At 60.3% G+C, this 11953-nt stretch carries 12 protein-coding genes; 1 reads left to right on the top strand and 11 read right to left on the bottom strand.

Features of this window, described 5'->3' with window-relative positions:
* Positions 1 to 18: 18 nt before the first annotated feature.
* The 4 genes from ACUN0G_RS12495 to ACUN0G_RS12480 form a co-directional block, all read right to left on the bottom strand.
* Positions 19 to 1401, bottom strand: a complete 1383-nt coding sequence (locus tag ACUN0G_RS12495; RefSeq protein WP_445573562.1) for a M16 family metallopeptidase — start codon at positions 1399 to 1401, stop codon at positions 19 to 21.
* 58 nt (positions 1402 to 1459) lie between these two features.
* A complete protein-coding gene (locus tag ACUN0G_RS12490; RefSeq protein WP_258343040.1) occupies positions 1460 to 3118 on the bottom strand; it encodes a Na/Pi cotransporter family protein in 1659 nt (552 codons plus the stop codon).
* Positions 3119 to 3415: 297 nt separating this feature from the next.
* The gene (locus ACUN0G_RS12485) at positions 3416 to 4183 is read right to left on the bottom strand and encodes a TerC family protein (RefSeq protein WP_167664662.1); all 768 of its coding nucleotides are present in this window, start codon (positions 4181 to 4183) and stop codon (positions 3416 to 3418) included.
* 64 nt (positions 4184 to 4247) lie between these two features.
* Entirely contained in the window at positions 4248 to 5555 is a 1308-nt protein-coding gene (locus ACUN0G_RS12480) for a CitMHS family transporter (protein WP_258343041.1), read from the bottom strand.
* Between the two features lie 272 nt (positions 5556 to 5827).
* Here ACUN0G_RS12480 and ACUN0G_RS12475 point away from each other — a divergent pair, with 272 nt between their 5' ends.
* Entirely contained in the window at positions 5828 to 6229 is a 402-nt protein-coding gene (locus tag ACUN0G_RS12475; RefSeq protein WP_445573561.1) for a GFA family protein, read from the top strand.
* On the opposite strand, the gene ACUN0G_RS12470 is transcribed toward ACUN0G_RS12475, so the two are convergent.
* From ACUN0G_RS12470 to ACUN0G_RS12440, 7 genes are all read right to left on the bottom strand, one after another.
* Positions 6226 to 8187: a DUF7844 domain-containing protein gene (locus ACUN0G_RS12470; RefSeq protein WP_421525453.1), complete on the bottom strand. Its 1962-nt coding sequence runs from the start codon at positions 8185 to 8187 to the stop codon at positions 6226 to 6228. The genes ACUN0G_RS12475 and ACUN0G_RS12470 overlap by 4 nt on opposite strands.
* A complete protein-coding gene (locus ACUN0G_RS12465) occupies positions 8184 to 8504 on the bottom strand; it encodes a DUF2388 domain-containing protein (protein ID WP_003214760.1) in 321 nt (106 codons plus the stop codon). The genes ACUN0G_RS12470 and ACUN0G_RS12465 overlap by 4 nt, the downstream gene beginning before the upstream one ends.
* Before the next feature lie 26 nt (positions 8505 to 8530).
* Positions 8531 to 8839, bottom strand: a complete 309-nt coding sequence (locus tag ACUN0G_RS12460) for a DUF2388 domain-containing protein (RefSeq protein WP_076013344.1) — start codon at positions 8837 to 8839, stop codon at positions 8531 to 8533.
* A 107-nt stretch (positions 8840 to 8946) separates the two neighbouring features.
* A complete protein-coding gene (locus ACUN0G_RS12455; RefSeq protein WP_076013345.1) occupies positions 8947 to 9267 on the bottom strand; it encodes a DUF2388 domain-containing protein in 321 nt (106 codons plus the stop codon).
* Between the two features lie 154 nt (positions 9268 to 9421).
* Complete coding sequence (locus ACUN0G_RS12450; RefSeq protein ID WP_445573560.1) at positions 9422 to 9616, bottom strand: DUF1127 domain-containing protein; 195 nt, start codon at positions 9614 to 9616, stop codon at positions 9422 to 9424.
* 263 nt (positions 9617 to 9879) lie between these two features.
* Positions 9880 to 10095 carry a DUF1127 domain-containing protein gene (locus ACUN0G_RS12445; RefSeq protein WP_003214752.1) on the bottom strand — a complete coding sequence of 72 codons (216 nt, stop codon included), beginning with the start codon at positions 10093 to 10095 and terminating at the stop codon, positions 9880 to 9882.
* Between the two features lie 318 nt (positions 10096 to 10413).
* Positions 10414 to 11907 carry an acetyl-CoA hydrolase/transferase family protein gene (locus ACUN0G_RS12440; protein ID WP_445573559.1) on the bottom strand — a complete coding sequence of 498 codons (1494 nt, stop codon included), beginning with the start codon at positions 11905 to 11907 and terminating at the stop codon, positions 10414 to 10416.
* Positions 11908 to 11953: the final 46 nt, after the last annotated feature.

Below are 11953 nucleotides of genomic sequence, written 5' to 3'. Positions count from 1 at the left end.
CGTTTTCCCGGGGCCTCATTACGTAATCCCTTTGCGATAACGCCACACGCCGAGCAACACAATCGCAATCAGCCCCAGCACACCGGCGGCGATCCAGTTGAGGGAATCGTAGCTGAACAACGGTTTCTCGATGCGCCAGTAGCCGTTCTGCTTGAACAACTCGCGCATCGCCTGGTTGGCTTGCGCCAGGCTGACGGCCTTGATGCGCTTGGCCGGGTCACTGAAGCGCCCTTTGGCGTAGTCGCCCGAGGCACTCCAATAATAGTCGGCCAACGCGCTATTGCCTTGAACGGCCCAGGCCTGGCGGGCAACGGCGGCTTGTTGCAGGCGGGCAAAGGTGGTGGGGTCGAGGCCGTCCTGCAGCAGTTGGGCCTTGAGAGTTTCCAGCACCTGCTCGGCTTCGGGCAGGTCGTCGCGCTCAAGGTCGGCGTTGAGGCTCATGAAGCCGACGCCGCCCAGTACTTCGCGCTCGCTCCATGGGCCGTAGGACAAACCATGCTGCAGCCGCAGTTGGCGATACAGCGCCCAGTCCAGGTAGTCCTTGAGCAGGTCGAAGGTTTCATCGTACTGATCGTCCAGCACCGGCTCGGGGAATAACCAGTGCAGTTTGGCGTTGTCACCGACCCAGCCGTGGATCAGATCGCGGCGGATGGCAGCGGCGCGTTGAATCTCCGGCAATGGCCGATGTTCGCTGGGGTCAACCGGGTCAAGCGCGCCGTAGGTGCGTTCGAGGTAGGCCGGTAACAGCTTGTCGAGGTCGCCGACGATGATCAGGGTCATGTTGTTGGGGGCGTACCAGGCCTTGCGCAGTTTTTCCAACTGGTCGCGGGTCAGGTGCTCGACTTCGGCCCGCTCGGCGCATTTGAGGCCCAGCTCCACGGCAAGCTGGCTGCTGGCCTTGTGGCCGAGGTCCTGTCGATCCAGCAGGCGTTGCAGGTGCGAGTAGTGCCCGCCGTCTTCGCGCTCCACCACTTGTTTGGCGGCGTTGATGTTGGCGTCGGTCAGTTCGGTGCGGGTGATGATGGCCAGCAGCAGGTCGAGCACCTTGCGCTGGTTTTGCGCCGGAGCCTCGATGACGAAGGTGGTGTCGGCGTTGCTGGTGTAGGCGTTCCAGTCACCGCCGAGGGCTTGCATGCGTTCTTCCAGCTCACCTTCGCCACCGCCGTCGATACCGCTGAACAGCAGGTGTTCCAACAGGTGCGGCAGCTCCTTGTCTTCGCAACTGAAGTCATCCAGGCCCACACCCACCACCAGGCGAATGGCTACGTGGCCGCGCTCAGTGCCCGGTTTGAGCAGCAATTGCAGGCCGTTGGGCAGGGTGTAGCCCTCGACTTGCAGGCGGTCAAAGGCAAAGGTGTGTGCCGAGCCGATGAGCAGGCAGGCGAATAGCAGGCGACGCATAACAGGCTTCCTGGCGAATGAGGTCCGTTGTTAACTGACTTCACTCGCCGTCGTACGTTCAGGGCGAATGGGTGATGTCGGCAATATCGTCCGCCGAGAGCGCACCGGTGTCGGTGGTTTCCAGCACCACATAAGCGCTGCTGCAGAACAGCGAGTTGAGACGCTTCATGTCGGCAATCAGCTCCAGGTGCAGGGAACTGGTCTCCAGACTCTGTACGATTTTACGTTGCAAGCGGCTGACGTGGGCGTGGGCCAGGCGACGCTCCTGGGCGCGAAAACGACGTTTCTCCCGCAGCAGTTGCCGGGCGCTTTCCGGGTCGGCGCTGAGGAACACCGACAGGCCCAAGCGCAGGTTGGCGATCAACTGAGATTGCAGGCCGGCCAGTTCCTCCAGGCCGACTTCGGAGAACGAGCGGCGCTGAGAGGTTTTTTGCTGCTGGACCTTGCGCAGCATGCGTTCGATCAGGTCGCCGGCCAGCTTCAGGTTGATCGACAGCTCGATGATCTCCGCCCAGCGTCGGCTGTCTTGCTCGCTGAGGTCTTCCCGGGGCATTTGCGCGAGGTAGAGTTTGATCGCGCTGTAGAGCGCCTCGACATCGTCGCTCAGGCTGCGCATTTCCTGAGTGATAGCGGTCTGCTTGCCCCGCAGCACTTCCAGCATTGAGGTCAGCATGTTGTCGATCAGGTCGCCCAGGCGCAGGGTTTCGCGGGCGGCGTTGGCCAGTGCCAGGCTTGGGGTGGCGAGGGCTGCCAGGTCCAGGTGGCGTGGCTTGGCCAGGCCGTTGACCTCTTCGCGTTCCGGCAGTAACCAGGCGCACAAGCGGGACATTGGGCCAATGGTCGGCAGCAGGATCAGGCAACGGATAACGTTATAGAGCAGGTGAAAGGTGATCACCATGCCTTGGGCGCTGTAGTCCAGGTTGTCCATCCAACCGACCAGCGGGTCGAGCACCGGGATGATCAGCAGCAAGCCGATCAGCTTGTAAAGCAGGCTGCCCAGGGCCACCTGGCGACCGGCGGCGTTCTGCATGCTGGTGCTGAGGAAGGCCAGCACACCGCTGCCGATGTTGGCGCCGATCACCAGGCCGATGGCCACGTGCAGGCCGATCACGCCGGCACCGGCCAGGGTCGCGGTCAGCAGGACGGCGGCCAGGCTGGAGTAGGAAATCATCGCGAACAGTGCGCCGACTAGGGCATCGAGCAAGATGTCGCCGGTCAGCGAGGCGAACAGGACTTTAACGCCCTGCGCGTGAGTAATCGGGCCTGCGGCTTCGACGATCAATTGCAACGCGAGGATAATCAGGCCGAGTCCGATTCCGACACGGCCCATCTGCCCGGCGCGCGTCTGTTTGCGCGACAGGAAGAAAATCACCCCGAGGAAAATCAGCAGCGGCGACAGCCATGACAGGTCAAAGGTCAGCACCCGGGCCATCAGCGCGGTACCGACGTCGGCACCGAGCATAGTCGCCAAGGCGGGCATCAGGCCCATCAGGCCCTGGCCGACAAATGAGGTCACCAGCATCGCCGTGGCGTTGCTGCTTTGCACCATGGCCGTTACCAGGATGCCGGCGATAAACGCCAGCCACCGCTTGGACATGTTCTGCCCGATAACCTGGCGCAAGTTGGAGCCGTAGACCCGCAGGATGCCGGTACGGACGATGTGCGTGCCCCAGATCAGCAGGGTTACCGCGGAAAGCAGATTGAGCAGGGTCAGCATGCTGGGCCCCCTGTGTTGAGTCGTGCTCCAATCGGAGCCAGTGAATAGTGCCGCGTGCCTTTCTACGTCTTGTACTTAAGCTGTAGTTGGCGAATGGGCTCGGCGCCAGCATCGCATAGCTAAAGTCGGGATTGAAACAAAACTGTCATGAAATCAGCTTTTTGCAGATGAAAAAAAGGGGCTTTGCAGGAGCGAGCTTGCTCGCGAAGCACTCCAGGACAACGCGTTCAATCAGACTGCGCGCGTTATCTTTGGCGATCTTCTCGCGAGCAAGCTCGCTCCTGCAGGAGTTCCAGGTTATTGACCCGGAATGTCCTTGCGCAGTTTCACAGGGTCCTGCTGTTTCTTCTTTTTGTTGATGGCAGTGCGCATCTTGATGTTCACCGCTTCTACCGCCAGGGAGAACGCCATGGCGAAGTAAACGTAGCCTTTAGGCACGTGCACGTCGAAGGCCTCGGCGATCAGCACGGTACCCACCACCAGCAGGAACGACAGCGCCAGCATTTTCAACGACGGGTGTTTGTCGATGAAATCGCTGATGGTGCCAGCGGCCATCATCATCACCAGTACCGCGACGATGATCGCGGCCACCATCACCGGTACGTGGGAAACCATACCAACGGCGGTAATCACCGAGTCCAGCGAGAACACGATGTCGATGATCGCGATCTGGATGATGGTGTAGATGAACTGGCCACCGGCACCTTTCGGTTCGTCGTGGGTTTCGTCTTCGCCTTCCAGCGCGTGATACATCTCCTGGGAGCTTTTCCAGAGCAGGAACAGCCCACCAAAGAACAGGATCAGGTCGCGGCCGGAAATGCCTTGGCCGAACACCACGAACAGGTCGTCGGTGAGGCGCATCACCCACGTAATCGACAGCAGCAACATGATTCGCGTGACCATGGCCAGGGCCAGGCCGAAGATCCGGGTGCGGGCCTGCATGTGCTTGGGCATGCGGCTGACCAGGATCGAAATCATGATGATGTTATCGATGCCCAGGACGATTTCGAGGGCAGTCAGGGTGAAGAAGGCAATCCAGATTTCTGGATTGGTCAGCCATTCCATGTGTAGTCCTTTGAACGAGTTTGGACCGCGCCAGCCTTAAGATCCGGCGCGGTGAGTTGTACGATTACAGAGTGCTGAACAGCGGAAAAATCCCCATCAGCAACGCTGCGACCATTATGCACAGGCACACCAGCACCGCCCACTTGAGGGTGAAGCGCTGGTGATCGCCAAATTCGATACCCGCCAGCGCCACCAACAAGTAGGTTGATGGCACCAGTGGGCTCAACAAGTGCACGGGTTGGCCAACGATCGAGGCGCGGGCCATCTCCACGGCAGTGATGCCGTAATGGCTGGCGGCTTCGGCCAGTACCGGCAGTACGCCGTAGTAGAAGGCATCGTTGGACATGAAGAAGGTAAACGGCATGCTCACCAGTGCCGTGATCACCGCAAGATAAGGGCCGAGGGCGTCAGGGATGACTGCGAGCAGGCTCTTGGACATGGCGTCGACCATGCCGGTACCGGACAGAATACCGGTGAAAATCCCGGCGGCGAAGATCAACCCGACCACTGCCAGTACGCTGCCGGCGTGGGCGGCGACGCGGTCTTTCTGCATTTGCAGGCATGGATAGTTGACGATCATCGCGATACTGAACGCCACCATGAACAGTACGGGCAGCGGCAGCAGGCCGGCGATCAGGGTGCACATCAGGGCCAGGGTGAGGGCGCCGTTGAACCAGATCAGTTTCGGACGGCGTGCATCCGGGTACTGCGAAACGCTGATTTCGCTATGGTCGATCTCGTCGCCGTGCAAGTGCAGTTCGCCGAGGCGCGCACGTTCGCGTTTGCCGTACAGGTAGGCAATCACCAGGATCGCAACCACGCCCGCCAGCATCGCCGGGATCATTGGCACGAAAATGTCCGACGGGTCTACATGCAGCGCACTGGCCGCACGGGCAGTCGGGCCACCCCACGGGGTCATGTTCATCACGCCGCCGGCGAGGATGATCAGGCCGGCCATGATCCGCGGGCTCATGCCAATGCGCTTGTACAGCGGCAGCATGGCGGCCACGCAGATCATGTAGGTGGTGGCGCCGTCACCGTCCAGCGAGACCACCAACGCCAGTACGGCGGTGCCGACCGAGACCTTCAACGGGTCGCCTTTGACCAGCTTGAGGATCTTGCGCACGGCCGGGTCGAACAGGCCGGAGTCGATCATCAGGGCAAAGTAGAGAATGGCGAACATCAGCATCACGCCGGTCGGCGCGAGCTTGGTGATGCCTTCGAGCATCATCGGGCCGATCTTCGGCGCAAAGCCGCCGAACAGCGCGAACAGGATCGGCACGATGATCAGGGCAATCAGCGCGGACAGGCGCTTGGTCATGATCAGGAACATGAACGTGATGACCATGGCAAAGCCAAGGAAAGTCAGCATAGGAATACTCCAGGCGTAGCGCGGCTAAGGAATGGCGAACCGGTTGGGGTCAGCGCAGAACGAACAGCACGAGGCGTACGGGGGGAGTTGGGGCAAACAGGCGGGTACGAGCGGACATCGGGAATCACCATTGTTGTTGTTAATAACCGGTCTGTTGCCGGTAGTGGTGGGCGATCCTAGTCCCGGAAGCTTTCAGCCAGCTTTCGCTTAAGAAACAGGCTACGTTGAGTGACGACTGGTCCTATATGAAATGAGGATATGGGAGACAAAGCATGCATGAGCAACACCAAGGCGGCTGCCATTGCGGCCGGGTGCGCTATGAGTTCTGCGGGGCGTTGGTGGACATTGCCCACTGCCACTGTTCGATTTGCCGGCGGGTCAGTGGAGGGTTGGTGACCACCTGGATCACCCTGCCCCGCTCCGCATTTGCCTGGGTGGCGGGAACGCCCGCGCAGTACGAATCGTCATCGACGTGTGTGAGGTATTTCTGTTCGAACTGTGGGGCGCACCTGGCATTGACGACCCGCCTGAGCCCTGAGGGTATTGATGTGACCATCGCGACCCTGGATCACCCGGAGCGAGCCCCGGCAGATCGGCACATCTGGGTAGAGAGCCGATTGCCGTGGTTGCATCTGGATGAGCAGTTGCCGGAAGAGGATGAAGAGGCGCTCTAGGGCAGCTCGAATCCGCCGGAGGCCTTGTGCAAGGCGCGCAAGTGCTCGCCCAGCAGCTTGAGGTTGGCTTCACACGCGGCAATCTCCGCAGCGCGGGACGGCTCCAGCAGCGCCCTCACCTCTTTGTCCAGATCGCCCGTCAGCGACTGCAATTGCTTCTGGCGCGCGGCGCTTTCCGATTCCAGGCGCTGGGATTCCGTGGGCTGTGGCAAGCCGTAACCGCTGGTGCCCAGCAGCTCTGCCGGGCGACTGAGGAAGCCGCTGTTGGCGAGGATCTGCTGCAAGGTCGCGTTGGCTTTCTCCATGCCGCCGTTCTCCAACTCCCGGGCGCCGAGGTAGCGTTGTTTGACTTCATCCTGGGCCAGCATGAGCTGCTTGCGAAAGCTCGCCTGCTCCAGCAACAGCAAGGCCGCGCTGGCGCGCAGGTCCGCCTCGGCAAACCATGGGCGCCGTTCCTCCGCGCTCAGGGACAACCAATCTTCCACCTCGGCCTGTTTGATCGGCAGGCGCTTTTTCAGCACCTCGAACATCGCCTGGTAACGCTCGCGAAAGGAATCGAAGTGATAGCCGAGGCGCAGCGCGCGCTTTTTGTCATCCAGCACGCTGGTATCGGCCAGGCCCCGGCCCTTGAGGACTTCCAGCAGGCCATTCGGCGTGATGTTGTCCAGGCCAGTCAGTTGCGGGTTGGCGCTGCCGCTGCGTAACAGTTTCAGGCTTTCGACTGCGCAGTTGTTGGAGATGAAGAAGTAGTTGCCGTCATAGCTCCAGTGCATTTCGGCGGCGTGCTCAACGGTGTCGTTGATCTCCTGGCGCGTCAATTTCAGCGGCACTGAGGCCAGGCCACGCAGTTCGGTCTTGGTGTACTCGTCGATGACCTGGGACAACGGCAGCACGAACAGCCGCGATGGGTACTTGCCGATCAGACCGTCCCAACTCGACAGCTGTACGTCACCGACAAACGCGCGGTAGGACAGAACCAGGTGCTGGTCCAGGTCCAGCCGGCAATCCGGGCCGCGTGGCCGGCCCGGAGCGCAGATCACCAGGCGCAACATGCTGTGGCCCCAGCGGCTCACCAGGTTCTGGTTGGCTTCGGCCAGCAGGTAGTCGATTTCATAGACCCGCTCGGGATCGACCTGGCCCAGTGGCGTCTTGGCGAAGTCGTTGCCGGCGTTGAGGAAGGCGTAGGTTTTGGCGCAGGTGTCCTTGGCCGGCGGCGCCCAGCCAAAGTGTTCCTTGTAATAGCGGTACAGCGAAGGCCGGCGGCAGGCGTAGCTCGGGTCGAGGAGGAAGTACTCCATGTTGACCGCGACGAACTCCAGCGGGCTGGTGGTTTCGTAGATGTCCGGGCTGCGGGCGACCTGGTGGTTGTTCTGTTCACGTTCGCCGCGGCGACCGACGTATTGCGGCCACCCGGCGAGGTCCAACAGGCGCGGGTCATCGCTGAGGGTAAAGCGGCGGTCGTTCTGGCCACGGCATTGATCGGGCAGGCCGATCAGGCCAGTGATGTTGTTCTGGCGACTGCAACGCTGGATCAGCTTGCGGTCGGCGCTGGACCACAGGCGGGCGCGGTCGTAAATGTGGGTCAGTTCATGCAGCACGGTGGCGAGCATTTCCCGGCGCACGGTCCCGTGGGGGCGATTGGTTTTTTGGGTTGCGGCGCTGCCGTCGGTAAGGCTGTCCAACAGGTTGCTGTTGAGGTCCAGTTCGGACACCAACGAGGCCTGGCCGTAGGCGTTCTCGGGCATCTTGTCGGTCCAGCCGACGTCGATGGTCCGGTCCAGTTGCTGGATGAAACGCGGCGGCAACGCCTGCATCGCTTCATCCAGCAATGCCTGGCTGGCCTGCTGTTGGGCCGGGCTCAAGCCATCGGTCTTGAGCCGTAGTTGCAGGTCGGCCTGAGCCGCGCTGGCGCCCAGCAGCAAGGTGCCGGCCATTAGCCAGGCGGCAATGCGCCTCACAGAGAGAGGATAGCTTCGGCGAGGACCTGGTCGCTGGCGTCGCGGGCTTCCGGCACGCGGGTTCGCAGGGTGTCGAAGGCGGCTTCCAGTTGAGCGCCGCGAATCTCACCATTGCTGGCGACGAAGCTGGCGGCATCGTCATGGGCTTCGCGTACGACTTTGGAGTCGCGGATGGACGTGGTGGTATCCGAGGTAAAATCAATGGTGCGGGCCGAGGCGCGGACGATGATGTTACTGGTGGCCTTCAGGGTTTGTGCCTGGGCAACTCCGGCCAACAACAGCAGGCCGAGAGCGGCGGCGATCAGCGGGCTACGCATGGAAAGACTCCGAAATACAAAGATGATTATTGGACGAGAATTGCTTGCGCCAGTTCAAGGTCACTGGCGTTAAGTTTTGGCTGGGCATGGCGCAGATAATCCAGCGCTGATTCCAGTCGGGCTCCCCGCCATTGGCCGTCAGTGGCAATGAAAGCGGCAGCGTCATCCTGGGCGGCCAGTATCAGTTTATGGTCGAACGGTGCGGAGGTCACTTTGCTGGTGGCGTACGCACTGACAACGAGGCTCTGGGTGGACAGGTCAAAGGCCAGAACTTGCGTGGACCAGCAGGCGCAAAACATTACGGGAACGATCAACAGGCGGTATGAAAAAGCCATGGGACTCGACAACTGAAAACGAGCGCCAAGGCTAGCGCAATGCCCGTGCGAGAGCCAGCGCGGAGGGTTCAGGGAGCGCTTGGCGCTCCCTTCTTCCTCGCCTGCGGTCAGATGGCCAGGATCGCCTGGGCCAGTTGAGCGTCTGTCGCGATGTTCAGTTGTGGGGCCTGTTGGCGGATCTGGGCCAGGGCGCTTTCCAGTTTCACACCACGGATGGCACCTTCGCTGGCCACAAAGCTGGCGGCGTCGTCGCGGGCGGCACGTACGACTTTGTTGTCACGCAGGGAGGATGTAGCGTCGGAGGTCGCATCTGAGGTGGCTTTCAGTGCGCCGACGATCGAGTCCGTGGTCACGATCAGGCTGGAGGCGTTGGCATTGGCAGCCAGGGACAGCAGTGCTGCAGTGCTCAGCAGGCGAAGACGGGACATAGGGTGACTCCTGTGGATGAACGAATAAAGGTGGCACAAAGCCGCTAAGTGAGCAGCGGGACCATGGGCATCAGACGCCCGTTCTACAGGGTTCGCCACGTGGTAACCGGATATTAAGCCGCCGTTTATCTGTTCGGATAGCCACCTGAGCTGATTACTCGCTCCAGAACGATTTGGACAGCTCAGATGCTCGGTCCCCGTGACTGATTCCCGCGTCAGATAATTCCCGTGGATCCAGTTGAGCCAGCAGCCTGCGTGTGCGGGTACGTTGCCCCCAGCCGTCGAGCGCTGCGGTCGTGCGCTTGAGTAGCCGTATCAACAGAGGGCGTTGCTGAATTTGGGTAGTCATGACGAGCGCCTTTCATGGGGTTCTGGAACACCATGTTGGGCCGGAAGGTATTACCGGTACAGATACACCAATGCTTAATTGTACTGCTTAATTGTTATGTTTTTTCAACTGTACCTGTCTGTATGAGAGCCTACTGTTTTCGCCCTTGAAAATCCAAACCCCAGAAACCACAAAACCCGCCTCCGGTTACCCGGGGCGGGTTTTGCTTCAACAATTCGGAGTGCTGGCGGTGGACCCGGTGGGTCAGGGCCAGCGGACGCTAATTAGCGCCAGAACGGCTTGCTCAGCTCTTCGTAGCGTTGTGCTTCGCTGATACCGGCGTCAGCCAGCAAACGCGAATCCAGACGAGCCAGTTGATGGCGGCTGGAGATGCGGCGCTGCCACAACATCAGGTTGGCGAGAACGCGCAGAGGCAGGGAAGCCTGGGTGTTTACAGCTTTTTCTTCGAAGAACAGATCGGAACTGAGTGTACGTTCCATGATGACATCCTTCCGCTTGTGGCGGGATTAGGTAGTGGTTTAACTGATGCCAATGATCCTCCTCCGGCGCAAGACTCTCTAGATACAGTTCACCTGTATTGTGAGGGGCCAGTTAACTGTTTATAGAGGCTGTACTGTACGAAATTGGGGCAACTGTACCTATGAGCACTTTAATGGTGCGTTTTAGGTGATTTTTGAGGTGTGAGTAGGATTTTACGGTAGGAAATGACCGGTACAGCAGTACAGTTTTTTATAAAAATTGGGTTTGGAAACCCGGACTGATGAAACTGTGTTTGCATCAGTCCGAATCTGTATCAATCACGCCTTCAGCATATGCCCGGTTTCTTCCAGGTTGATGTGCCAACTCAGGGCTTCTCGCAGGATATGCGGGGTGTGCCCGCCTAGAGCACAGGCTTGGGTGAAGTACGTGTTCAGGGCATCGCGGTACGCCGGGTGCACGCAGTTGTCGATGATGACCCGAGCCCGCTCCCGCGGCGCCAGGCCCCGCAGATCTGCCAGGCCGACCTCGGTCACGAGGATGTCGACGTCATGCTCGGTATGATCCACATGGCTGACCATCGGCACCACGCTGGAAATCGCGCCAGCCTTGGCGATTGACTTGGTGACAAAGATCGCCAGGTGCGCGTTACGCGCAAAGTCGCCCGAGCCGCCAATCCCGTTCATCATCCGCGTGCCGCAGACATGGGTGGAGTTGACGTTGCCGTAGATGTCGAACTCCAGTGCGGTGTTGATACCAATGATACCCAGGCGCCGCACCACTTCCGGGTGGTTGGAGATTTCCTGAGGCCGCAGCACCAGTTTCCCTTTATAGCGTTCCAGGTTGCCGAACACGTCGGCGTTGCGACGCTCCGACAACGTGATCGAGCTACCGGAGGCGAAGCTGAGTTTGCCGGCGTCGATCAGGTCGAACGTGGAGTCCTGCAGAACTTCCGAATACATCGTCAGGTCTTCGAACGGCGACTCGATCAGGCCACACATCACCGCGTTGGCGATGTTGCCGATGCCGGCCTGCAGCGGACCGAGCTTGTTGGTCATGCGCCCGGCGTCCACTTCTTCTTTAAGGAAGTTGATCAGGTGATTGGCGATCGACTGGGTGTCGCTGTCGGGCGGCGTCACGGTGGAGGCCGAGTCCGATTGGTTAGTGATGACGATGGCGACGATCTTCTCCGGCGGGATCGGGATCGCGGTGCTGCCGATACGGTCGTCCACGGCCACCAACGGAATTGGCGTACGGGTCGGGCGATAGCTAGGGATATAGATGTCGTGCAGACCTTCCAGGTTCGGGTTATGCGCCATGTTGATCTCGACGATCACCTGCTTGGCGAAAATCGCGAAACTGGCGGAGTTACCCACAGAAGTGGTCGGAACAATATGGCCCTGCTCGGTGATTGCCACGGCCTCGATCACCGCAATGTCTGGCAGCTTGAGCTGATTGTTGCGCAGTTGCTCGACGGTTTCGGACAGGTGCTGGTCGATAAACATCACTTCGCCGGCGTTGATCGCCTTGCGCAGCGTGCTGTCCACCTGGAATGGCATGCGTCGCGACAGTACGCCGGCTTCGGTCAGTTGCTTGTCCAGGTCGTTGCCCAGGCTGGCGCCGGTCATCAGAGTGATTTTCAGCGGTGATGTCTTGGCGCGTTCGGCCAAGGCGTGCGGCACGGCCTTGGCTTCACCGGCGCGGGTGAAGCCGCTCATGCCGACGGTCATGCCGTCCTGGATCAGTGCGGCAGCGTCAGCCGCGCTCATGACCTTGTTCAACAACGAAGGCAAGCGGATACGATCACGGTACATGGATTGTTATCTCGGGCTACGGAAGCAAGATGCGCAGTCTAGTGAT

Source organism: Pseudomonas sp. 32A (assembly GCF_052682255.1).
Note: the sequence above shows the minus strand (reverse complement) of the source record. Positions and strands in the feature narration are given on the sequence as shown.